The organism is Zobellella denitrificans (genome assembly GCF_002407485.1).
Classification (GTDB): Bacteria; Pseudomonadota; Gammaproteobacteria; order Enterobacterales; family Aeromonadaceae; genus Oceanimonas; species Oceanimonas denitrificans.
This window is the reverse complement of the sequence record NZ_CP012621.1, coordinates 1,110,092-1,133,135: the sequence shown is the minus strand read 5'-3', so window position 1 is coordinate 1,133,135 and position 23,044 is coordinate 1,110,092. Positions and strand designations below refer to the sequence as shown.

17 protein-coding genes are annotated in these 23,044 nt (G+C 63.3%); 3 read left to right on the top strand and 14 right to left on the bottom strand.

Features of this window, described 5'->3' with window-relative positions; genetic code table 11:
• Positions 1-53: 53 nt before the first annotated feature.
• The 14 genes from AN401_RS05460 to AN401_RS05395 all read right to left on the bottom strand — a co-directional run bounded on the left by AN401_RS05460 (position 54) and on the right by AN401_RS05395 (position 20,655).
• Complete coding sequence (locus tag AN401_RS05460) at positions 54-1,949, bottom strand: SurA N-terminal domain-containing protein (RefSeq protein ID WP_096778722.1); 1,896 nt, start codon at positions 1,947-1,949, stop codon at positions 54-56.
• A 119-nt stretch (positions 1,950-2,068) separates the two neighbouring features.
• Positions 2,069-2,425, bottom strand: a complete 357-nt coding sequence (hupB, locus tag AN401_RS05455; RefSeq protein ID WP_269769026.1) for a nucleoid-associated protein HU-beta — start codon at positions 2,423-2,425, stop codon at positions 2,069-2,071.
• 125 nt (positions 2,426-2,550) lie between these two features.
• Complete coding sequence (gene lon, locus AN401_RS05450; RefSeq protein WP_094040430.1) at positions 2,551-4,902, bottom strand: endopeptidase La; 2,352 nt, start codon at positions 4,900-4,902, stop codon at positions 2,551-2,553.
• Positions 4,903-5,039: 137 nt separating this feature from the next.
• A complete protein-coding gene (gene clpX, locus AN401_RS05445; RefSeq protein WP_094040429.1) occupies positions 5,040-6,320 on the bottom strand; it encodes an ATP-dependent protease ATP-binding subunit ClpX in 1,281 nt (426 codons plus the stop codon).
• A gap of 80 nt (positions 6,321-6,400) precedes the next feature.
• Positions 6,401-7,024 carry an ATP-dependent Clp endopeptidase proteolytic subunit ClpP gene (gene clpP, locus AN401_RS05440; protein ID WP_094040428.1) on the bottom strand — a complete coding sequence of 208 codons (624 nt, stop codon included), beginning with the start codon at positions 7,022-7,024 and terminating at the stop codon, positions 6,401-6,403.
• 87 nt (positions 7,025-7,111) lie between these two features.
• A complete protein-coding gene (gene tig / locus AN401_RS05435) occupies positions 7,112-8,422 on the bottom strand; it encodes a trigger factor (protein ID WP_094040427.1) in 1,311 nt (436 codons plus the stop codon).
• A 215-nt stretch (positions 8,423-8,637) separates the two neighbouring features.
• Positions 8,638-9,618 carry a murein tripeptide/oligopeptide ABC transporter ATP binding protein OppF gene (gene oppF, locus AN401_RS05430; RefSeq protein ID WP_096778721.1) on the bottom strand — a complete coding sequence of 327 codons (981 nt, stop codon included), beginning with the start codon at positions 9,616-9,618 and terminating at the stop codon, positions 8,638-8,640.
• A complete protein-coding gene (gene oppD / locus AN401_RS05425) occupies positions 9,611-10,582 on the bottom strand; it encodes an oligopeptide ABC transporter ATP-binding protein OppD (protein WP_096778720.1) in 972 nt (323 codons plus the stop codon). Before oppD ends, oppF begins: the two co-directional genes overlap by 8 nt.
• A 10-nt stretch (positions 10,583-10,592) precedes the next feature.
• On the bottom strand, positions 10,593-11,501 hold the full coding sequence (gene oppC / locus AN401_RS05420) for an oligopeptide ABC transporter permease OppC (protein WP_096778719.1): 909 nt from the start codon (positions 11,499-11,501) through the stop codon (positions 10,593-10,595).
• 13 nt (positions 11,502-11,514) lie between these two features.
• Positions 11,515-12,435: an oligopeptide ABC transporter permease OppB gene (oppB, locus tag AN401_RS05415; RefSeq protein WP_094040423.1), complete on the bottom strand. Its 921-nt coding sequence runs from the start codon at positions 12,433-12,435 to the stop codon at positions 11,515-11,517.
• A 416-nt stretch (positions 12,436-12,851) separates the two neighbouring features.
• Positions 12,852-14,477, bottom strand: a complete 1,626-nt coding sequence (locus tag AN401_RS05410) for an ABC transporter substrate-binding protein (RefSeq protein ID WP_096778718.1) — start codon at positions 14,475-14,477, stop codon at positions 12,852-12,854.
• A 246-nt stretch (positions 14,478-14,723) separates the two neighbouring features.
• A complete protein-coding gene (gene adhE / locus AN401_RS05405) occupies positions 14,724-17,390 on the bottom strand; it encodes a bifunctional acetaldehyde-CoA/alcohol dehydrogenase (RefSeq protein WP_094040421.1) in 2,667 nt (888 codons plus the stop codon).
• A gap of 374 nt (positions 17,391-17,764) precedes the next feature.
• Positions 17,765-19,462, bottom strand: coding sequence for an NAD-dependent malic enzyme (locus AN401_RS05400; RefSeq protein ID WP_094040420.1), 1,698 nt, complete (start codon positions 19,460-19,462; stop codon positions 17,765-17,767).
• A gap of 107 nt (positions 19,463-19,569) precedes the next feature.
• A complete protein-coding gene (locus AN401_RS05395) occupies positions 19,570-20,655 on the bottom strand; it encodes a GGDEF domain-containing protein (protein WP_094040419.1) in 1,086 nt (361 codons plus the stop codon).
• A 221-nt stretch (positions 20,656-20,876) separates the two neighbouring features.
• Here AN401_RS05395 and AN401_RS05390 point away from each other — a divergent pair, with 221 nt between their 5' ends.
• From AN401_RS05390 to AN401_RS05380, 3 genes are read left to right on the top strand one after another with little or no spacing between them, the layout of a single operon-like run.
• Complete coding sequence (locus AN401_RS05390) at positions 20,877-21,227, top strand: ArsC family reductase (RefSeq protein WP_096778717.1); 351 nt, start codon at positions 20,877-20,879, stop codon at positions 21,225-21,227.
• Positions 21,228-21,239: 12 nt separating this feature from the next.
• A complete protein-coding gene (gene dapE, locus AN401_RS05385; RefSeq protein ID WP_096778716.1) occupies positions 21,240-22,373 on the top strand; it encodes a succinyl-diaminopimelate desuccinylase in 1,134 nt (377 codons plus the stop codon).
• On the top strand, positions 22,370-23,044 hold the full coding sequence (locus tag AN401_RS05380; RefSeq protein WP_096778715.1) for a M15 family metallopeptidase: 675 nt from the start codon (positions 22,370-22,372) through the stop codon (positions 23,042-23,044). Before dapE ends, AN401_RS05380 begins: the two co-directional genes overlap by 4 nt.

Here is a 23,044-nt window from a genome sequence, read left to right as displayed (position 1 = left end):
GGGCCGGGATATTTCAAAAATGAGACAAAAGGCGCCGAAGCGCCTTTTGGTGATCAGAAGTTGTCGGTCTGGGAGCTCAGCCGGCGGTACTCGATCTTGCCCGCGGCCTTGAGCGCCGCGAGCAGGCTCTGGTATTCCCGCTGTCCCAGCAGACTGCTCTGGCCTTCCCGGATCTGGGCCAGCAGTTCGGAGCTGTCTTCCGGCGTGGTCACCCCGTTCAGCCTGAGCACCAGCTGATCGCCGCCGGCCAGGGCCAGGGTGCGCAGGCTGGGCTGTTCGGTCGGCGCCGGCATGGCAAACAGGGCATCCAGCAGGGCCGGATCCTCCTCGCTCTCCCGGGTCAGGCCGCTCAGCTCGGTCACCGCCAGGCCATGCTGCTCCAGCCAGGCCTGCTCTTCGCCATCGCGCCAGGCGGCCAGCAGGGCGTCCGCCGCCTCGGCGGCCAGTTCCCGGGCCTTGGCGGCCAAGGCCAGTTCCCGCGCCTGCTCGCGCACCTCGGCGAAGTCGCGCACCGCGGCGGGCCTGTACTCGGTCACGTGGATGACGATGGCCCTGTTGCTGCCCAGCTCGATCAGATCCGAGTTCACGCCCTGCTGACGCAGCCGCTCGGAGAAGGCCTGGGTCAGCACCCGCGGATCATTGATCTCGGCCGGGGCGTCCTGGGTGGAGAAGTAGTCGGTCGACTTGACTTCCAGCCCCAGTTCCTGGGCCGCCATGTCCAGGGAGTCGGGGAACTCGAAGGCCAGCTCGGCCAGGCGCTGCTCCCGGGCATAGAAGGCGTTGGCCGCCTCGTCCCGGGCCAGTCGCTCGGCGATGCTGTCGCGCACCTCGGCCAGGGGCCGGGTCTGGGCGGGCTGGACCTCCAGCAGGGTGATCAGGTGCAGGCCGAACTCGCTCTCGACCACCCCGGAAACGTCGCCCACCTGAGCCAGGGCGAAGGCCGCCTGGTCGAAGGCCGGATCCATGGTGCCGGCTTCCATCCACTCCAGTTCACCGCCCCGGGCGCCGGAGAAGCTGTCGTCCGACTCGGTGCGGGCCAGCTCGGCAAAGGCTTCGCCGGCGGCCAGGCGCTCGGCGATGGCCTGGATCTTCTGCTCGGCATCCCGACCCTTGTTCACCATGATATGGGCCACCTTGCGCTGCTCCGGCCGGCTGTAGGTCGCCAGGTTGGCCTGGTAGTAGTCCGCGATGGCCTGCTCGTCGATGTCGGCGCTGGAAACGGCGCCCGCATCCAGCAGCAGGTAGTTGATCCTGACCTGCTCGGGGCGCTGGAACTGCTGCGGCTGCTGCCGGTAGTAGGCTTCCACCTCCTCGTCGCTCGGCTCGGCCCGCTCGCTGAAGTCGCTCAGGGGCAGGCGCACGTATTGGGCATCCCGCTGCTGGCGGCTCAGCCGATCCAGCCTGCCGGCCTCGGCTTCCAGGGTAAAGCTGGAGCCGACCAGGGCGCTCAGCAACATCTGCCGGCTCAGATCCTGGCGCACGCTGTCGCGCAACTGCTCGGGGCTGATGCCGCTGCGCGCCAGCAGCTGCTGGTAGCGCTCGTTGTTGAAGCGGCCATCCTGCTGGAACTCCGGCAGGTTACGGATGGCGTTGCGCACCTGCTCGTCGCTGGCGCGCAGCTTCAGCTCCGCCACCTTCTGGTCGATCAGGCGCTGCTCCACCATCTGCTCCAATACCGAACGGCGGATCTGCTCCACATAGGCGGGATCACCCAGCAGTTGGTTGAACTGGGGGCCCAGCTGGCTTTCCAGGCGGGCACGTTCGTTGCGGTAGGCATTTTCCAGCGCCTGGGCGCTGATCTCGTCACCGTTGACCACGGCGGCCACTTCCACCACCGGCCGGGTGACATAACTGCCCACCCCGGCCAGGGCGAAGGACAGGATGATCAGCCCCAGTACGATCTTGGAGGTGGTGCCCTGGGCACCCGCCCTTAGCTTCTCAAAAAACATAAGTTGTCGTTACTCCCGATAGACGGCTGCGCCGTCTTGCCCGAAAAAAAAGCGCACCACTGGATGCGCCTTTCCGGATCATGACCCGCCGGACCCCGAGGTCCGATAACAGCAGCCGCTTAGTTGACGGCGTCTTTCAGCGCTTTACCGGCCTTGAATCCCGGTGTCTTGGCCGCGGCGATCTCGATGGTGGCGCCGGTTTGCGGGTTGCGGCCGGTGCGGGCGGCGCGCTCACGCACGGCAAAGGTACCAAACCCAACCAGCGATACCTGATCCCCTTCCTTCAGTGATTCGGTTACCGCTTCAACGAAGGCATCCAGCGCCCGGCCGGCCGCGGCCTTGGTGATGTCGGCGCCGTCCGCAATTTTGTCGATCAGTTGAGATTTATTCACTGTCATTCCCCTTGTCGTTTTTTTACGGGTCGGATAACGCAACCCTGACCTTGATTCATTATTGGTTGGTGGCGGCGCCTTCATGGTGCCGCCGGCTATTTCCGGGCGATGCCGGCATCATCCATGCCGGGCCCCCAACAAAATCCACCCAAGGCTACTGCGACTCATGGCCGCTGACAAGCCTGAAACCGTGACTTGCGGTGAAAAAGCTAGCTCTGGACGACCGAAAAGCCTTCCGGCGGTTGCTCCAGGGCCAGTTCCAGCACTTCTTCTATCCAGCGCACCGGATGGATCTCCAGATCCTGCTTCACGTTTTCCGGAATTTCCTCCAGGTCCCGCTCGTTTTCCTTGGGGATCAGCACCCGCTTGATGCCGCCTCGGTGGGCCGCCAGCAGTTTCTCCTTGAGGCCACCGATGGGCAGCACCTCGCCGCGCAGGGTGATCTCGCCGGTCATGGCCACGTCGGCCCGCACCGGGTTGCCGGTGAGGCTGGACACCAGGGCGGTGCACATGGCGATACCCGCGCTGGGGCCGTCCTTGGGCGTGGCCCCTTCCGGCACGTGTACATGGATATCGCGCTTCTCGTGGAAGTCGGCGTTGATGCGCCATTTCTCCGCCCGGGAACGCACCACGGTGAGCGCCGCCTGGATCGACTCCTGCATCACGTCGCCGAGCGAGCCGGTGTAGGTGAGCTTGCCCTTGCCGGGCACGTTGGCCACCTCGATGGTGAGCAGATCGCCGCCCACCTCGGTCCAGGCCAGGCCGGTCACCTGCCCCACCTGGTTGTGCTCCTCGGCCTTGCCGTAGTCGAAACGGTGCACGCCCAGGTACTTTTTCAGGTTGTCCTGGTTGATCACCACCTGTTTGAGATCCTTGTTGAGCAGGATCTCCTTCACCGCCTTGCGGCACAGCTTGGAAATTTCCCGCTCCAGGCTGCGCACCCCGGCTTCCCGGGTGTAGTAACGGATGATGCCGAGGATGGCCGAATCCTCCACCACCAGTTCCCCGTCCTTCAGGCCGTTACGGCTGATCTGCTTGGACAGCAGGTGGCGTTTGGCGATGTTGAGCTTCTCGTCCTCGGTATAGCCGGACAGCCGGATCACCTCCATCCGATCCAGCAAGGGCCCTGGAATGTGCATGGAGTTGGAGGTGGCCACGAACATCACATCGGACAGGTCGTAGTCGACTTCCAGATAGTGGTCGTTGAAGCTGTGGTTCTGCTCCGGATCCAGCACCTCCAGCAGGGCCGAGGCCGGATCGCCGCGCATGTCGGAGGACATCTTGTCGATCTCGTCCAGCAGGAACAGCGGGTTGCGTACCCCCACCTTGGCCATCTTCTGGATAAGCTTGCCGGGCATGGAGCCGATGTAGGTACGACGGTGGCCGCGGATTTCCGCCTCGTCCCGTACCCCGCCGAGCGCCATGCGCACGTACTTGCGGCCGGTGGCCTTGGCGATGGACTGGCCGAGGGAGGTCTTGCCCACTCCGGGTGGCCCCACCAGGCACAGGATGGGACCTTTCAGCTTGTTGATCCGGCTCTGCACCGCCAGGTATTCGATGATGCGCTCCTTGACCTTCTCCAGGCCGTAGTGGTCGGCGTCGAGGATTTCCTCGGCCTTGGCCAGGTCCTTCTTCACCTTGGAGCGTTTCTTCCAGGGCACCGAGATCATCCAGTCGATATAGCCGCGCACCACGGTGGCTTCCGCCGACATGGGCGACATCATCTTCAGCTTGGCCAGTTCGGCCTCGGCCTTCTGCCGGGCCTCGTCGGTCATGCCGGCGTCTTCGATTTTCTGTTGCAGCGCCTCGAACTCGTCGGGTACCTCGTCCAGCTCGCCCAGCTCTTTCTGGATGGCCTTCATCTGTTCGTTGAGGTAATACTCGCGCTGGCTCTTCTCCATCTGCTTCTTGACGCGGGAGCGGATGCGGCGCTCCACCTGCAGCAGATCGATCTCCGACTCCATCATCGCCATCAGGAACTCGAGGCGTTCGCCCACCTGGGCGAATTCCAGCACCTTCTGCTTGTCTTCCAGCTTGAGCGGCATGTGGGCAGCCATGGTGTCGGCCAGGCGGGCCGCGTCCTCGATGGCGGACAGGGAGGTCAGCACCTCGGGCGGGATCTTCTTGTTGAGCTTGATGTAGCCTTCAAACTGGGTGATGGCCGAGCGCACCAGCACTTCCTGCTCGCGCTCGTCCAGCGGCTCGGTGGCCAGGTACTGGGCGTCGGCCACGAAGTAGCCGTCCTGCTCGCGCAGCTGCTCCAGCCGGGCGCGCTGGCCACCCTCCACCAGCACCTTGACGGTGCCGTCGGGCAATTTGAGCAGTTGCAGTACATTGGCCACGGTACCCACCTGGTAGAGGTCGTTGGCCCCAGGATCATCGGTGGACGCATCTTTCTGCGCGATCAGCAGCACCTTCTTGTCCTGCTCCATGGCCGCTTCCAGGCAGCGAATGGATTTTTCCCGTCCCACGAACAGCGGGATCACCATATGGGGATACACAACCACGTCACGGAGAGGCAGGACGGGGGTTTCGATGCGTTCGGAACGCTCTAGGGTCATAGTGTCCTCTCGGCTTGAATGCAATTTGTTAGCGCTTGGGCAGTATATGGGGGCGGGATCACAAGATTCAATCGCCGCAGGTACAAAAACAGAAAAAGGGGCCAAAGGCCCCTTTTAACCGCTTAAAAATACCCCAATCAGTCGCCGGAGGCGGCCTGTGCCTCGCCTTTCTGGTAGATAAGGATAGGCGCGGATTCGCCCTTGATCACGGTTTCGTCGATCACCACCTTGGCCACGTCACTCATGGACGGCAGGTCATACATGGTGTCGAGCAGCACGCCTTCCACGATGGAACGCAGGCCGCGGGCGCCGGTCTTGCGCTCCATGGCCTTGCGGGCGATGGCACGCAGGGCGTCGTCACGGAACTCGAGATCCACGTCTTCCAGGGAAAACAGGGCCGCGTACTGCTTGGTGAGGGCGTTCTTGGGCTCGGACAGGATCTGCACCAGGGCGTCTTCGTCCAGCTCGGTGAGGGTGGCGACCACCGGCAGACGACCGATAAACTCGGGGATCAGGCCGTACTTGACCAGATCCTCGGGCTCCACCCGGGTGAAGATCTCGCTCAGGGAGGCCTTCTCGCTCTTGGTCTTGACCTCGGCGCCGAAACCGATGCCGGTCCCCTTGTCCAAGCGCTGCTCGATCACCTTGTCCAGGCCGGCGAAGGCGCCGCCGCAGATGAACAGGATCTTGGAGGTGTCCACCTGCAGGAACTCCTGCTGGGGATGCTTGCGCCCGCCCTGGGGCGGTACCGAGGCGACGGTGCCCTCGATCAGCTTCAGCAGCGCCTGCTGTACCCCTTCACCGGACACATCCCGGGTGATGGAGGGATTGTCGGACTTGCGGGAAATCTTGTCGATCTCGTCGATATAGACGATGCCGCGCTGGGCCTTTTCCACGTCGTAGTCGCATTTCTGCAGCAGCTTCTGGATGATGTTCTCCACGTCCTCGCCCACGTAACCGGCTTCGGTCAGGGTGGTGGCGTCGGCCATGGTGAAGGGCACGTCCAGCAGCCGGGCCAGGGTTTCGGCCAGCAGGGTCTTGCCCGAGCCGGTGGGGCCGATCAGCAGGATGTTGGACTTGCCGAGTTCGACGCCGTCGGTGCTGCCGGCATTGCGCAGCCGCTTGTAGTGGTTGTACACCGCCACCGCCAGCACTTTCTTGGCGTGATCCTGACCGATGACATAGTCATCCAGGTGGGCGCGGATCTCGTGGGGCGTGGGCAGGGCGCTGCCTTCCCGCTTGGGCGAGATGTCCTTGATTTCTTCCCGGATGATGTCTTCGCACAGTTCGACACATTCGTCGCATATATAGACGGAAGGGCCGGCGATGAGCTTACGCACTTCGTGTTGGCTTTTACCGCAAAAAGAACAGTACAGCAGTTTGCCGCCATCCCCTTCGCCCCTGCGTTTGTCTGTCATTCAGTCACCTCGTATGCGTACAGGCTGAGGAGCGTCTACCAGCTCTTAACAAGAGTGTACAGCACCCCTCCCCGCTTTGCTCAATCGCGCTTGAACAGGACCTCGTCGACCAGGCCGTATTCTTTGGCCTGGGCCGCCGACATAAAGTTGTCGCGGTCGGTATCGCGCTCTATTACCGCCAGCTCCTGGCCGGTGTGCTCGGCCAACAGCCGGTTGAGCTTCTCTTTGATATACAGAATTTCCTTGGCGTGGATCTGGATGTCCGACGCCTGGCCCTGGAAGCCGCCCAGGGGCTGGTGGATCATCACCCGGCTGTTGGGCAGGGCGAAGCGCTTGCCCGCGGCACCGCCCGCCAGCAGGAAGGCACCCATGGAGCAGGCCTGGCCCATGCACACCGTGCTGATGTCCGGCTTGATGAACTGCATGGTATCATAGATGGACATGCCCGCGGTCACCGAGCCACCCGGCGAGTTGATATAGAGGTAGATGTCCTTCTCCGGGTTTTCCGACTCCAGGAACAGCAGCTGGGCACAGATCAGGTTGGCCATGTGGTCTTCGACCTGGCCGGTCAGGAAGATCACCCGCTCTTTCAGCAGGCGCGAGTAAATATCGTAGGAACGTTCCCCCTTGGCGGTCTGCTCCACCACCATGGGGATCAGGGCAGCCAGGGGCCCGTCCATCATCGGATTATGATTGCTTGACATAAGATATTGTCCCCAAAACAAAATGGCCCAAGTGCACTCACACTGGGGCCATTATACGCAAGAGCTTAATGCTTAAGTCAAATGTTCTTAAGCACCGACGCCCGGCTTGTTCATCAGTTCGTCGAAGCTGACCTGCTTGTCGGTCACCTTGGCCTGGGCCAGCACGAATTCGATGGCCTGATCTTCGATGGCCAGGTTACGCACGTTTTCCAGCAGTTGCTGGTTTTCGTTGTAATAGGCGATCACCTCGGCCGGGTCCTCGTAGGCGGACGCCATGGAAGCGATGATTTCCTGGACCTTGGCGTCGTCGGCCTTGATCTCGTTCTGCTTGATCACTTCACCCAGCAGCAGGCCCACGCGTACGCGACGCTCGGCCTGCTCCTTGAACAGCTCGGCGGGCAGCTGCGGGGCGTTCTTGGGATCCAGGCCGCCGAAACGCTGCAGCGCCTGCTTGCGCAGGGTGTCGATTTCGCTGTCGATCAGGGACTTGGGCACGTCCACCGGGTTCTGCTCCAGCAGACCGTCGATCACCTGATCCTTGACGGAGGCCTTCAGGGCCTGGGCCAGCTCGCGCTCCATGTTCTTGCGCACTTCGGCCTTGAGGCCGTCGACGGAGCCGTCGGCAATGCCGAAACGCTGCACGAATTCCTCGGTCAGCTCGGGCAGTTGCTGGGCCTCGACCTTGGTCACGGCGATGGCGAACTGGGCCGGCTTGCCCTTCAGGTGTTCGGCGTGGTATTCCTCGGGGAAGGTCACTTCCAGGGTAAAGTCATCACCGACTTTCTTGCCCAGCAGGCCTTCTTCGAAGCCGGGGATCATGCGGCCGGAGCCCAGCACCAGCACGAAGTCTTCGGCGGCGCCGCCTTCGAACTCTTCACCGTCCACGGAGCCCACGAAGTTCATGGTCACCCGGTCGCCGTCGGCGGCTTCGCGCTCAACGGCTACCCAGTCGGCGTGCTGCTTGCGCAGGGTGTCGATCATCTTGTCCAGATCGGCCTCGGTCACCTCGGCCTGGGGCTTCTCGACGCTCACCGCGTCCAGGCCCTTCACTTCCACTTCCGGGTAAACTTCGAAGGTGGCGGTGAAGGTGAAGTCTTCGCCGGCCTTGATGGCGGCGGGCTCCATGGTCGGCATGCCGGCCGGGTTCAGCTTCTCGCTGATCACGGCTTCGAAGAAGTTGCGCTGCATCAGCTCGCCGGCCACGTCGGCTTCAACGGAGGGGCCGAACATCTTCTTGATGATGGAGAAAGGCGCCTTGCCCGGACGGAAACCGTCGATACGACGGGTCTTGGCCAGCTGACGCAGGCGGCTGTTCACTTCGCCTTCTACCTTGTCGGCCGGTACTGTGATGGTCAGACGGCGCTCCAGGCCTTGGGTCGTCTCTACAGAAACTTGCATTCTCTTACCTCAATTTTCTTCAGCACCGTGGTGCTGACCCTGTGATATGTGGGAAGCAGCCCGGCTGCTCCTTGAATTCTGTCGAAGACCCGGGGCCTTCATGGCAAATTAAGACGCGGCATTATAGCGAGGCAGAAAACCAGCGTCGAGCGGCAGTCCGCTCCCGTTGGGCAATATGAGGCATAAATAGCGCTTTTCAACCCCAACGGCTGCGCTCAACCCGCCTTCAGGCAGGACACCAGGTGTTCGCCCTCGCCGGCGAGCCGCGGCCGTTCCTTGGCGCACCGCTCGTCCGCCAGGGGGCAGCGGGTGCGGAACACGCAGCCCGAGGGTGGCGCCATGGGCGACGGCAGCTCGCCCGCCAGCAACTGGATGGCCTTGCCCCGTTCCAGATCCGGATCCGGGATGGGCACGGCGCTGAGCAGGGCCCGGGTATAGGGATGGCCGGGAGCGGCGTACAGCGCCGGTTTCCGGGCCAGCTCCACCCCGTTGCCCAGGTACATCACCAGCACCCGGTCCGCGATGTGCTTGACCACCGACAGATCGTGGGCGATGAAGATGAGCGACAGTCCCATCTCCCGTTGCAACTGCTTCAGCAGGTTGACCACCTGGGCCTGGATGGACACGTCCAGCGCCGACACCGGCTCGTCGCAGATCACCAGTTTGGGCTCCAGGATCAGGGCCCGGGCGATGCCGATACGCTGACACTGGCCGCCGGAAAACTCATGGGGATAGCGGTTGATAAGGTTGGGCAACAGACCCACCCGGCTCATCATGGCCCTCACCTTTTCCTTCACCTGCGCCTTCGGCAGGCGTGGGTAATAGGTGACGAGCGGCTCGGCGATGATGTCCCCTATGGTCATACGCGGATTGAGGGAAGCCAGGGGGTCCTGGAAGATCATCTGGATGTCCTTGCGCCGCTCCCGCAGCTCGGCGTGGGACAACTGGGTCAAGTCCTCGCCCCGCCACAACACCTGGCCGGCGCTGGCCGGCACCAGGCCGATCACCGCCCGGGCGAAGGTGGACTTGCCGCAGCCCGACTCACCCACCACGCCCAGGGTTTCCCCCTGGTGGAGATCCAGGCTGACCCCGTCCACCGCTTTCAGCACCCGGGGCGGCTCCCAGGGCCAGGATTTCTCCGCCCTGATGTTGAAATGCACCTTGAGATCGCGGATTTGCAGCAGCGGCTCAGACATGGCTCACCTCCAGTTCGCGGAAACAGGCCCGGCGGCGACCGTCGCCGAACGGGATCAGCGCCGGCGCCTGTTGCCGGCAACGGGACTGCACCTGGTCGCAGCGCTGCTGGAAGGGACAGCCCGGCGGCAGCCGCAACAGGTTGGGCGGGTTTCCGGCGATGGTGGGCAGCTCGGCCGCCTCCCCGTCCAGCCGGGGGATGGCCTTGAGCAACCCTTCGGTATAGGGGTGGCTCGGCCGGTAGAAGATATCCCGCACCGGGCCGTATTCCATGGTGCGGCCGGCGTACATCACCAGCACCTTGTCGCAACTGCCGGCCACCACCCCCAGATCGTGGGTGATAAGGATGATGGCGGTGTTGAACTCGGTCTTGAGTTCCTGCAGCAGGCTCATGATCTGGGCCTGCACCGTCACGTCCAGGGCGGTGGTGGGCTCGTCGGCGATCAGCAGTTTTGGCCGGCACAGCAGCGCCATGGCGATCATCACCCGCTGACGCATGCCGCCGGAAAACTCGTGGGGATAGCGGTTCATGCGGTTGCGGGCCTCGGGGATCTTCACCGCCTCCAGCATCCGCACCGACTCCACGAAGGCCCCGGCCTTGCCCATGCCCTTGTGCAGCATCAGCACCTCCATCAGTTGCTCCCCCACCTTCATATAGGGATTGAGGGAGGTCATGGGATCCTGGAAGATCATGGCGATGTCTTCGGCCCGGATCTTGTTGAGCTCCCGGGTCGGCAGGCCGAGCAGTTCCCGGCCCTGGTAGCGGATCTGGCCGGCGGTGCGGCCGTTTTTGGCCAGCAGGCCCATGATGGCGAAGGCGGTCTGGCTCTTGCCCGAGCCGGACTCGCCGACGATGCCCAGGGTCTCGCCGGCGGCCAACCCGAAGGTCAGGTCGTTGACCGCCACCACCCGGCCTTCGGGGGTGGCGAATTCCACCCTCAGCTCGGTCACATCAAGCAGATTCATGGCGCTCTCCTCAGCGGTCCTTGGGATCCAGGGCGTCGCGCAGACCGTCGCCCAGGAAGTTGAAACAGAACAGGGTCACCACCATGAACACGGCGGGAAACAGCAGTTGCCAGGGGGCGATTTCCATCGCCTTGGCCCCTTCGTCCAGCAGCGCCCCCCAACTGGTCATGGGCTCCTGCACTCCCAGGCCGAGGAAGCTCAGGAAAGACTCGAACAGTATCATGCCCGGCACCAACAGGGTGGCGTACACCACCACGATGCCGAGCACGTTCGGCACTATGTGGCGTACGATGATGTTGAGCTTGCTCACCCCGCACACCTCGGCCGCCTCGATGAACTCCTTGCCCTTGAGGCTCAGGGTCTGGCCGCGCACGATACGCGCCATGTCGAGCCAACTGACCGCGCCGATGGCAAAGAAGATCAGCAGGATATTGCGGCCGAAGAAGGTCACCAGCAGGATCACGAAGAACATGAAGGGGAAGGAATAGAGGATCTCCAGCAGCCGCATCATCACCCGGTCGGTCCGCCCGCCCACAAAGCCCGCGGTGGCGCCGTAGAGGGTGCCGATCACCACCGCCACCAGGGCACCGAGCAGACCCACCATCAACGAAATCTGCCCCCCCATCAGGGTGCGTACGAACAGATCCCGGCCCAGGGAGTCGGTGCCGAAGTAGTGGCGGCTCTCCAGGCTGGGAGCCGCCATCATGGCGCTCCAGTCGGTTTCATCGAAGGCATAGGGAGCGAAGCGCGGCCCCAGTACCACCAGCAATGCCATCAACACCAGTATGATCAGGCTGACCAGCGCCGCCCTGTTGTGCAGGAAGCGGCGGCGGGCGTCGGCCCAGAGCGAACGCCCCTCCACGTCCAGTTGCTCGGCAAACTGCAGCACCGCCGCTTGCTTGTCTTTGGTTACCACCATGGCTCACCTCGGCTCAGTAACGGATCTTGGGATCGATCACCGCATACAGGATGTCGACCACCGCATTGAAGGTAATGGTGAGGGCACCCACCAGTATGGTCAGCCCCAGCACCATGGAGTAATCCCGGTTGAGGGCGCCATTGACGAACAGCTGGCCGATGCCGGGCAGACCGAAGATGGTTTCGATCACCACGGATCCGGTGATGATGCCGACGAAGGCCGGGCCCAGGTAGGACACCACCGGCAGCAGCGCCGGACGCAGGGCATGGCGCAGCACGATGCGCGCCATGGGCAGCCCCTTGGCCCGGGCGGTACGGATGAAGTTGGCGTTCATGGTCTCGATCATGGAGCCGCGCGTGATGCGGGCGATGGCGGCGATATAGTGCATCATCATGCCCACCACCGGCAGTACCATGAACTGCCAGCCGCCCCCCTGCCAGCCGCCGGCGGGCAGCCATTTCAGGTGGATGGCGAACACCAGGATCAGCACCGGCGCCAGCACGAAGGAAGGGATCACCACCCCCAGCATGGCGGTGGACATCACCGCATAGTCGAGCCAGCTGTTCTGCCGGAGCGCCGCCATGATGCCGGCGCCCACCCCCAGCAGCACGGCGCCGCCGAAGGCGAACAGGCCAATTTTGGCGGACACCGGCAGCGCCTGGGCCACCAGATCGTTGACGCTGAAGTCCTTGTACTTGAAGGAAGGCCCCAGGTCACCCTGGGCCAGGTTGCCGAGGTAGCTGAAATATTGCTGCAGTACCGGCTTGTCGAGACCGTACTTGGCCTCGATATTGGCCATCACTTCCGGCGGCAGGGCCCGCTCCGAGCTGAAGGGGTTGCCCGGCGCGAAGCGCATCATAAAGAAGGAAACGGTGATCAACACCAGCAGGGTGGGAATGGCTTCCAGCACCCGCTTGAGAATAAATTTGAACATCCTGAACCTCTGCTCACAGGCAGTTGGCAAATCACGAAGGGGCCGCCACCGGGCGGCTTCCCCTGGTCTCTTGGAGCCTGTTTGAAATCTTTTTACTCGGCCAAAGCGCACTACTCCGCCGACTCGCCGTAAACCCATCCCTGGGGGCTCCACCGCGCCATCCATGGCGCGGTGGGTCGGCGGAGCAGCACCCTTTGTCCTTCCTCACGCTTCAGTGTCGCCTGTTAGCGTGCCCCGCAGATAACAGCGGAGCCTGGAAGAGGCGACAGGGATCGCCTCCACCGACCGGCACATGCCAGGGATGGCATGTGCCGAGCGTCACAGGGATGTGCTTGCAGCGTGTCGGTGGAGGTAGCCCTGTTGACTCTTCGTTGTGTCGTTACAGACAAGCTTCGTAAAGATGTTAAACAGATTCTTTAGTTAGCCTGGATATAGAGATCCTTGCTGTAGATATTGTCCAGCGGGTTGTCCGGGTAGCCGCCCACATGGGGCTGCACCAGCCGCGCCTTCACATACTGGTAGATGGGGGCGATGGGCATGTCCACCGCCAGGATTTCCTCGGCCTGGGCGTAGAGTTGGTTGCGCGTCTCGTCGTCAGTGGCCAGACGGGAGTCGGCCATCAGGCGGTCGAATTCGGGATTGGAATACTTGCCGTCGTTGTTGCCGTGGGTGGTCTGCATCAGATCCAGCATGCTGGACGCTTCGTTATAGTCGGCGATCCAGCCGGCCCGGGCTACCTCGAAGTTGCCCTGGGTCTTGGTATCCAGGTAAGTCTTCCATTCCTGGTTGACCAGCTCCACTTCCACTCCCAGGTGCTTCTTCCACATGGAGGCGATGGCCACCGCCACCTTGCGGTGGTTGTCGTTGGTGTTGTAGAGCAACTGGAATTTGAGCGGCTTGCCCTTGCCGTAGCCGGCCTCTTCGATCAGCGCCTTGGCCCTGGCATCCCGCTCGGCCTGGGACCAGTCCGCCCAGGCCACCGCCGGCGGGGTGAAACCGTCCACCACCTCGGGCGCCAGGGTGTAGGCGGGGATCTCCCCCTGTCCCATCACCATGTTGGCGATGATGTCCCGGTCGATGGCGTAGGACAGGGCGTTGCGCACCCGGGCGTCGTCGAAGGGCGGTTTACGGGTGTTGAACTGGTAGTAATAGGTGCCCACGTAGCCGCCCACCCGCACCTTGTCCGGATGCTGGCTCGAGAGTCGTTTGAAATGCTCGAGGGGGATTTCATAGGTCATGTCCAGCTCGCCGGACAGGAAGCGGTTCATTTCGGCGTTCTGGGACGGGATGGGCAGGTAGGTCACCTGCTCAACCACGGTGCTGGCGTTGTCCCAGTAGTGTTCGTTACGCTTGAGTTCGATGCGTTCGTTCACCACCCAGTTGGACAGGGTGTAGGCGCCGTTGGACACCATGTTGCCGACCCGGGTCCACTCGTCACCGTATTTTTCCACGGTGGCGCGGTGCACCGGGTAGGTGGTGGTGTGGAACATCATGCCCACGAAATAGGGCACCGGCTTGGCCAGGGTCACCTCCAGGGTGTGGTCGTCCAGGGCCCTGACCCCCAGCGCCTCGGGTGGCAGTTTGCCGTTAACCACCTCGGTGGCGTTCTCGATGGTGGCCTTTTCCATGTACCAGGAATAGGGTGACGCGGTCCTGGGATCCACCGCCCGCTTGAAGGCATATTCGAAGTCATGGGCGGTAACCGGATCGCCGTTGGACCAGCGAGCGTCCTCGCGCAGGTGGAACCGATAGACCTGGTTGTCGGCGGTTTCCCAGCGCTCGGCCACGCCGGGCAGGATCTCGCCATTGGGGCCCGAGGTGACCAGGCCTTCGAACAGATCCCGCAGCACATTGGACTCGGGCACCCCCTCGGTCTTGTGGGGATCCAGCGAGGCGGGTTCGGAGCCGTTGCCCCGCACCAGTTGCTGCACCTCGGCCAGCCGGGTGCCCTCGGGCACCTCCGCCGCCAGCGCCTGGCCGGAAAGACCCAGGCTCAGCAGGGAAAAGAGGGAACTGGCCAGGATGGTTTTCTGGAAGGTCATTGTTTTTCTCTCCTTGAAGGGGCCCGGACAGACGCCGACACCGCGGCTACCCTGCCGACCCGTGCTATAGTTCCATCTGATTATACCACGACAAAACACTAAAACAAGATCAAAACAAAGCTTACAAAACCGCTGTAAAACGTTTTCGCAGCAAAATAATCCAATAACAACGACTACGTCACAGTTTCAGTTGTTACTAAAAACAAAAAACGCCGGCTGGGCCGGCGTTTTTTGAGCGAGGCTGGGTCAGCTCGCCTTGGTCTTCAGTTTTTTCACATTGCTCTTGCGGGCGTCCGGCTCCCGTTCCACACCTTCCTGGTAGGCCAGGCCGTAGAAGCTGTCGTGCAGCAGTTGCCTGAGTTCCGCTATCAGCGGGTAGCGCGGGTTGGCACCGGTGCACTGATCGTCGAAGGCGGCGATGGCCAGTTCGTCGAGTTTGGCGAGGAAGTCGGCCTCGTTGACCCCGGCGTCGCGGATGGAGGCCGGAACCCCAAGCTCGGCCTTCAGGCCGTCCAGCCAGGCCACCAGCTTCTCCACCTTGGTGTCGTTGCTGTCGTTCACCGCGGCCAGGCCCAGGTGCACCGCCACCTCGCCGTAGCGGCACTTGGCCTGGGGCCGGTCGTACTGGCTGAAGGCGGTCTGCTTGGTCGGGTTGTCATTGGCGTTGTAGCGAATGACGTTGCTGATCAGCAGGGCGTTGGCCAGGCCGTGGGGCAGGTGGAACTCGGCGCCGATCTTGTGGGCCATGGAGTGGCAGACCCCGAGGAAAGACTGGGCGAAAGCCACACCGGCCAGGGTGGCGCCATTGTGCACCTTCTCCCGCGCCTGCGGATCCTGGGCCCCCTTGTGGTAGGCCGCCGGCAGGTAGTTCTTCAGCAGGGTCAGGGCCTGCAGCGCCTGTCCGTCGGCGTATTCGTTGGCCAGCACCGACACATAGGCTTCCAGGGCGTGGGTGACCGCATCCAGGCCGCCGAAGGCGGTCAGGGACTTGGGCAGGTTCATCACCAGATCCGCATCGATGATGGCCATGTCCGGGGTCAGCTCGTAGTCCGCCAGCGGGTACTTGATGCCGGTCTGGTCGTCGGTCACCACCGCAAAGGGGGTCACTTCCGAGCCGGTGCCCGAGGTGGTGGGGATGCACACCATGGCCGCCTTGCCTCCCATTTTCGGGAAGCGGTAGATGCGCTTGCGGATATCCATAAAGCGCATGGACAGCTCTTCGAAGTGGGTGTCGGGATGCTCGTACATCACCCACATGATCTTGGCCGCGTCCATGGGGGACCCCCCGCCCAGGGCGACGATGACATCGGGCTGGAAGTGCAGCATGCGCTCGGCCCCCTTGCGCACCGTGGCCAGCGTCGGATCCGCTTCCACCTCATGGAACACCTCCACCTCCATGCCCTGCTGCTTCAGCAGGCGGCCGACCTTGTCGGCGTAACCGCTGTTGAACAGGAAGGAGTCGGTCACCACCATGGCCCGGCGCTTGCCGCCCAGATCGGTCAGCGCCTCGGCCAGGCAGCCCCGGCGGAAGTAGATGGACTTGGGAAGCTTGTGCCACAGCATGTTTTCCGCCCTCTTGGCCACGACTTTACGGTTGATCAGGTGCTTGGGTCCCACGTTTTCGGAGATGGAGTTTCCGCCCCAGGAGCCGCAGCCCAGGGTCAGGGACGGCGCCAGCTTGAAGTTGTACAGGTCGCCGATGCCCCCGTGGGAAGCCGGGGTATTGACCAGGATGCGGGCGGTCTTCATCCGATCGCCGAACTGGCGGATGCGCTCGGCGTTGAGATCCTGGTCGGTATAGAGGGTGGAGGTGTGGCCGATGCCACCCAGGATCACCATCTGCTCCGCCATGTCCAGGGCCTCAGCGAAGTCGCGGGCGCGGAACATGCCGAGCGTCGGCGACAGTTTTTCGTGGGCGAAGGGCTCATCGTGACCGATGGCCAGCCCTTCGCCGATCAGGATACGGGTGCTGGCTGGCACCTCCACCCCCGCCATGGCGGCGATGGTCTGGGCCGACTGACCCACGATATCGGCGTTGAGGGCACCGTTTTTGAGGATCACCGCCCGTACCTTGTCGGCGTCGGCGGCAGGCAGCACATAGCCACCGTGGCTCTGGAAGCGGGCCCTGACCTGGTCGTAGACCTCGTCCAGCACGATCACCGCCTGCTCGGAGGCGCAGACCACGCCGTTGTCGAAGGTCTTGGACATGACGATGGACGCCACCGCCCGCTTGATGTCGGCGGATTCGTCGATCACCACGGGGGTATTGCCCGCGCCCACGCCGATGGCCGGCTTGCCGGAGGAATAGGCGGCCTTCACCATGCCGGGCCCGCCGGTGGCCAGGATCAGGTTGATGTCCGGGTGCTGCATCAGGTGGTTGGACAGGGCCACCGAGGGGGTGTCAATCCAGCCGATGATGTCGCGCGGCGCGCCGGCCTCGACCGCCGCCTGCAGTACCAGGCGGGCGGCTTCGCAGGTGGCACCCTTGGCCCGCGGGTGGGGCGAGAAGATGATGCCGTTGCGGGTCTTGAGCGCGATCAGTGCCTTGAAGATGGCGGTGGAAGTCGGGTTGGTGGTGGGCACTATGCCGCAGATCAGGCCCACCGGCTCGGCGATGGTGATGGTGCCGAAGTCACTGTCTTCCTCCAGCACGCCGCAGGTGCGCTCGTCCTTGTACTTGTTGTAGATGTACTCGGAGGCGAAATGGTTCTTGATCACCTTGTCTTCCACCAGGCCCATGCCGGTCTCGGCCACCGCCTGCTGGGCCAGCGGAATACGGGCGTTGTTGGCGGCCAGGGCCGCGGCGCGGAAGATCTTGTCCACCTGCTCCTGGCTGAAGCCGGCATAACGGTGCTGGGCTGCCTTGACGCGGGCCACCAGGGTGTCCAGCTCTTGCAGGGTTGAAACGGCCATAGGGATACTCCTCACTCGAAAATAAAAAACCTTGGCTAAAACCTGAGCCCGAGGGCTTAACCAAAGATTTGATACCAGTGTAGAAGATACCCTTTAATGGGTATTGATCCGGATCAGCATTTCACTCAGTTACGTAATTAAATTACAAAACGCAACCAGCAACTCCCAGACTGACTTAAAGCCTGTTCAAGGTCTCTGCAAGGCTTGTCTATAACGACGGTACGAAGAGGCAACAGGGCCGGCTATTCTGGAAGTGATCAGACGTTGCCAGCGAATTGACAGAAGGTCAGTAATAACGGCGGGGAATAAAGAATAAGGTAGGAAAATAACAAGGCATGCCGGAGCATGCCTTGTGTTTCAGAATCCGCGGAGCCTTAGAAGGACACCCGGCGGTACTTGCGGTATTCGGGCCGCCAGAAGTTGGCTTCTATCGCCTGCTCCAGCACCTCGTCGGAGGTCTGCAGCGCCTGGCCTTGCAACTGGGCGGTCTTGGCCACCATCTTGGCTATCTGCCGGCTGACTTCCTGGATCGCCGACAGCGGCGGCAACAGGGCACCTTCGCCGTTCTGGGCCAGGGGCGAGCAGGCGGCCAGGGCCCGGCTGGAGGACATCAGCATGGCATCGGTGACCCGGCGGGCACCGCAGGCCAGCACGCCCAGGCCGATGCCGGGGAAGATGTAGGAGTTGTTGCACTGGGCGATTTCATACAGCTTGCCCTTGTACTCCACCGGCGCGAAGGGGCTGCCGGTGGCGACCAGGGCCTGGCCGTCGGTCCAGTTGATGATGTCTTCCGGCGTCGCCTCCACCCGGGAGGTGGGGTTGGACAGGGGGAAGACGATGGGCCGCTCGCAGTGGGCGTGCATGGTCTTGATCACCTCCTCGGTGAACAGTCCCGGCTGGCCGGACACCCCGATCAGGATATCGGGCCTGGCGTTTTGCATCACCTCCAGCAGGGAGATGTTCTCGCCCGCCACCTGCCAGTCCCGGATGTGGTCGAGGGACTGGGCCAGGGGACGCTGGAAGTCAACCAGGTTGGGCATGTTGTCGGTGATAAGGCCGAAGCGATCCACCATGAACACCCGCTCCCGGGCCTTGGCGTCGCTCAGGCCCTCGGCCTTCATCTGCGCCACTATCTGCTCGGCGATGCCGCAGCCGGCGGAGCCGGAGCCGAGGAAAGCCACTTTTTTCTCGGACAGCTTGCTGCCGCTGGCCTGGCAGGCGGCGATCAGCGACCCCAGGGTCACGGCGGCGGTGCCCTGGATGTCGTCGTTGAAGCAGCACAGCTCGTCCTTGTAGCGGTTGAGCAGGGGCATGGCGTTCTTCTGGGCGAAATCCTCGAACTGCAGCAGGGCGTTGGGCCAGCGGCGCTTCACCGCCTTGATGAAGGCATCCACGAACTGCTCGTATTCTTCTCCGGTCACCCGCGGGTTGCGCCACCCCATGTACATGGGGTCCTTCAGCAGTTGCGGGTTGTTGGTGCCCGCATCCAGCACCACCGGCAGGGTGTAGGCCGGAGAGATACCGCCGCAGGCGGTGTACAGGGACAGCTTGCCGATGGGAATGCCCATGCCGCCGATGCCCTGGTCGCCCAGGCCCAGGATACGCTCGCCGTCGGTCACCACGATGACCTTGACGTTGCGCTTGGTGGCGTTTTGCAGGATGTCGTCGATGCGCTCCCGGTCCGGATAGGAGATGAACAGCCCCCGGGCCCGACGGTAGATGTTGGAGAACTCCTCACAGGCCTGCCCCACGGTCGGGGTATAGATGATGGGCATCATCTCGGTCAGGTGGTTCTGCACCAGGCGATAGAACAGGGTTTCGTTGGTATCCTGGATATTGCGCAGGTAGATGTGCTTGTCGAGGTCGTTCTGAAAGGCGGTGTACTGCTTGTAGGCGCGGGAAGCCTGCTCTTCGATGGTTTCGATGTTGTGGGGCAGCAGGCCGTCGAGGTTAAAGGCGATCCGCTCTGCCTTGTTGAAGGCGCTGCCTTTGTTCAGCAGTGGGGTTTCAAGCAGGGCCGGGCCTGCGTAGGGTACATATAAGGCTCGTTTTTCTTGATGCTCTTGGGGCATAAGACATCTCGCTTTGTTTTAATCCCTGGGTGGGTCTTTTTGGGGTTATGGGGGCTGGGCCGCAGTATAAGCCAAGCCCCCTTTCCAGACCACCACCAAGGCAGGGATCAGCGCACCGCCACCACGCAGTTGCGGCCCCGGCTCTTGGCGCCGTAGAGGGCCTCGTCCGCCTGGCGCAACAGCTCCTGGATGATGCTGTCCTGGTTGCCTTCCACCACGCCGGCGCTGACGGTGACCGACACCTCGCTCTGATCCAGCGGGTTTTCCACCGGCTGGGACTCCACCGCCAGCCGCAAGGTTTCGGCCTGGCGCGCCCCCTGCTCGAGCGGGGTATCGGGCAGCAGCACGATAAACTCCTCGCCGCCGTAGCGCGCCACTATGGCCTCGGGACCGAAGATGTCCATGATGGTGTTGGCCACGCTGACCAGCACCTCGTCCCCCATCAGGTGGCCCTGGTCGTCGTTGATGCGCTTGAAGCGATCCAGATCCAGCAGGATCAGGGTATAGGGCCGGTCGGGGCTGCTGTGGTGGCGCACCTCCTCCAGCTGGCGCACGAACAGCCGGCGGTTCATCAGCCGGGTCAGGGGATCCCGGGTCGACTCCCGGTACAGATCAAGCAGCATGCGCAGTTGCCCCGCCTGCACCCAGATCATCGCCAGGCTGAAGGCCAGCAGCAGCCAGATACGGTCCACCAGGGCGCCGTTGCTCAGGCTGCGGGAGTCGAGCCAGTAGTCGGTGGCCAGCACCGCCAGGGTGATGACCCCGGCTACCCGCAGGCCAGACTTGATCGGCAGCGGCAGCACCCCCAGTAGCGCCAGCAGGAAATAGGGAAAGGCGATATAGCCCACGGGGATGGGCACCCCGTCCCGGAAACTCCACAATCCGACAAAATTGAAGGCCAGCAGGATGCCGAGCAGGGAGTAGAGCGAGAGTATCATCCAGCGGCGGTTGAGCTTGCACAGGTAGCTTAACGGCAATAAAGGAGTGAGCATGACGCCGGTGATCAACCGGACTTTCCACAGCAGCTTGAAGTGGGCCGGATCCAGTACCCACCAGTCGACGGCAATCCAGCCGGCGATGCCGATGATAAGCAGAGTGACCAGCCAGCGGAAACGGATGGCGACGAAACCGATGCGGGTGAGCTTAAAGTCCCGGGAGTGACAGCTATCGCTCCAGTATTCCTTGAGTTCCAACCCATACCCCTTTTATTTCTCGTTGAACGGCGAACAGCATCGAAGTGCCTCGGGCAGTGCCTTGGTCAGGCACCGGTGCGGCTGCGACAGGAAGTGCAAAAACGCTAACACTACCCAAAGCCCGCAGGATGCGCCAGTGTATTTTGGCCTCCTGCCCCGGCCGGTTGCAGGCCCGGGGCTTAAGTGCCAAAATCCCGCCCAAGCAATCACAGGACTGTTTCATGACCATCAGACTCTACGGCATCAAGAACTGCGACACCGTCAAGAAGGCCCGCAAGTGGCTGGAGCAGCAGGGCATCGACTACCGCTTCATCGATCACCGGGCCGATGGCCTGGACCCGCTCCAGCTCGAGCACTGGCTCGACCAGCTGGGCTGGGAGCAGCTGGTCAACAAGCGCGGCACCACTTACCGCGCCCTGCCGGAGGCCGACAAGACCGCCCTGGGCCCGGACACCGCCGCCGCCCTGCTGCTGGCCCATCCGGCCATGATCAAACGCCCCCTGCTGGAACTCGATGGCCAGCTGCACCTGGGCTTTAATGCCGAGCTTTACTCGCGCCTATTCAACATCTAATTAAGGACAACAATGACTGACTCTGCCGTGCTGGCCCTGACCAAGGATCTGATCAACCGCCCCTCGGTTACCCCCGAAGACGAAGGCTGCCAGGAGTTGATGGGCGCGCGCCTCGAAGCCCTGGGCTTCAGGCTCGAGACCATGGTGTTCGAGGACACCACCAACCTCTGGGCCCGCAAGGGCACCGAGGGCCCGGTGTTCTGTTTTGCCGGCCATACCGACGTGGTGCCGCCGGGCCCCCTCGACAAGTGGCATACCCCGCCCTTCGAAGCCACCGAGATCGACGGCTACCTGCACGGCCGGGGCGCGGCCGACATGAAGGGGTCGCTGGCCGCCATGGTGGTGGCCACCGAGCGCTTCGTCGCCAAACACCCGGACCACCAGGGCTCCATCGCCTTCCTGATCACCAGCGATGAAGAAGGCCCCTTTATCAACGGCACCACCCGGGTGGTGGACACCCTCGAAGCCCGTAACGAGAAAATCACCTGGTGCCTGGTGGGCGAGCCCTCCTCCACCAGCGAGGTGGGCGATGTGGTCAAGAACGGCCGCCGCGGCTCCCTCACCGGCGATCTCCTGGTCAAGGGCGTGCAGGGCCATGTGGCCTATCCGCACCTGGCGGACAACCCGGTGCACAAGGCGGCGCCGGCCCTGGCCGAACTGGCCAACACCGTCTGGGACAAGGGCAACGAGTTCTTCCCGCCCACCAGCTTCCAGATCGCCAACATCCACGCCGGCACCGGCGCCTCCAACGTCATTCCCGGCGAAATGAAGGTGCAGTTCAACTTCCGCTTCAGCACCGAGCTGGACCAGGACAAAATCCAGGCCAAGGTGCACAGCGTGCTCGACGCCCATGGCCTGGACTACGAGCTGCACTGGCTGCTCAACGGCAAGCCCTTCCTCACCGATCAGGGTGATCTGCTGGCGGCCACGGTGGCGGCGGTACAGGCGGTACGCCACCAGGAGCCGGCCCTGCTTACCACCGGCGGCACCTCCGACGGGCGCTTTATCGCCCAGACCGGGGCCCAGGTGATCGAACTCGGGCCGGTCAACGCCACCATCCACAAGCTCAACGAATGCGTGAAAATCGCCGATCTGGAGCAGCTCACCGACATGTACGAGGGCATACTGGAGCGCTTGCTGGCATGACCCCCGAGGCCCTGCTCGGCCTGACCGAGGACCACCTGGTGGCGCTGGCCGAGCCGGGCCACCGGCTGCAACCGGAAGCGGCGGCGGCCTTCGCCGCCCTGCAGGCGGCGGCGGCCGGGGCGGGCTTTACCCTGACCCCGGCCTCGAGCTTTCGCGGCTTCGACCGCCAGCTGGCGATCTGGAACGGCAAGTTCGAGGGCAGCCGCCCGCTGCTGGACGCGGCCAGCCAGCCGCTGGACGCCCTCGCCCTGCCCGAGCCGGAGCGCATCCTGGCCATCTTGCGCTGGAGCGCCCTGCCCGGCACCAGCCGCCACCATTGGGGCACGGATCTGGACGTCTACGATCCGACCCTGCTGCCGCCGGGGCAAAGGCTGCGGCTGGAGCCCTGGGAGTATCAGGAAGGGGGCTATTTTTACCCGCTCAGCCGGTGGCTGCAGGCCAACATGGGCCGCTTCGGCTTCTACCTGCCCTTTGCCCGGGACGACGGCGGCGTGGCCATGGAGCCCTGGCACCTGAGCTACCGGCCCCTGGCCGGCGCTTGCGCCGCCGCCCTGACCCCGGCCCTGGTGGCCGAGGCCATCCGCACCCGGCCGGTGGCCGGAAAAACGCATATCCTTAACTTACTGGACGAGATTTTCGCCCGCTTTATCCGTCCCACCACCGAGGAGTAA

Excerpts from the sequence above, each read along its gene's own strand:
- AN401_RS05460 (WP_096778722.1), bottom strand. The coding sequence starts at position 1,949 with ATGTTTTTTGAGAAGCTAAGGGCGGGTGCCCAGGGCACCACCTCCAAG.
- hupB (WP_269769026.1), bottom strand. The coding sequence starts at position 2,425 with ATGAAGGCGCCGCCACCAACCAATAATGAATCAAGGTCAGGGTTGCGT.
- lon (WP_094040430.1), bottom strand. The coding sequence starts at position 4,902 with ATGACCCTAGAGCGTTCCGAACGCATCGAAACCCCCGTCCTGCCTCTC.
- clpX (WP_094040429.1), bottom strand. The coding sequence starts at position 6,320 with ATGACAGACAAACGCAGGGGCGAAGGGGATGGCGGCAAACTGCTGTAC.
- clpP (WP_094040428.1), bottom strand. The coding sequence starts at position 7,024 with ATGTCAAGCAATCATAATCCGATGATGGACGGGCCCCTGGCTGCCCTG.
- tig (WP_094040427.1), bottom strand. The coding sequence starts at position 8,422 with ATGCAAGTTTCTGTAGAGACGACCCAAGGCCTGGAGCGCCGTCTGACC.
- oppF (WP_096778721.1), bottom strand. The coding sequence starts at position 9,618 with ATGTCTGAGCCGCTGCTGCAAATCCGCGATCTCAAGGTGCATTTCAAC.
- oppD (WP_096778720.1), bottom strand. The coding sequence starts at position 10,582 with ATGAATCTGCTTGATGTGACCGAGCTGAGGGTGGAATTCGCCACCCCC.
- oppC (WP_096778719.1), bottom strand. The coding sequence starts at position 11,501 with ATGGTGGTAACCAAAGACAAGCAAGCGGCGGTGCTGCAGTTTGCCGAG.
- oppB (WP_094040423.1), bottom strand. The coding sequence starts at position 12,435 with ATGTTCAAATTTATTCTCAAGCGGGTGCTGGAAGCCATTCCCACCCTG.
- AN401_RS05410 (WP_096778718.1), bottom strand. The coding sequence starts at position 14,477 with ATGACCTTCCAGAAAACCATCCTGGCCAGTTCCCTCTTTTCCCTGCTG.
- adhE (WP_094040421.1), bottom strand. The coding sequence starts at position 17,390 with ATGGCCGTTTCAACCCTGCAAGAGCTGGACACCCTGGTGGCCCGCGTC.
- AN401_RS05400 (WP_094040420.1), bottom strand. The coding sequence starts at position 19,462 with ATGCCCCAAGAGCATCAAGAAAAACGAGCCTTATATGTACCCTACGCA.
- AN401_RS05390 (WP_096778717.1), top strand. The coding sequence starts at position 20,877 with ATGACCATCAGACTCTACGGCATCAAGAACTGCGACACCGTCAAGAAG.
- dapE (WP_096778716.1), top strand. The coding sequence starts at position 21,240 with ATGACTGACTCTGCCGTGCTGGCCCTGACCAAGGATCTGATCAACCGC.
- AN401_RS05380 (WP_096778715.1), top strand. The coding sequence starts at position 22,370 with ATGACCCCCGAGGCCCTGCTCGGCCTGACCGAGGACCACCTGGTGGCG.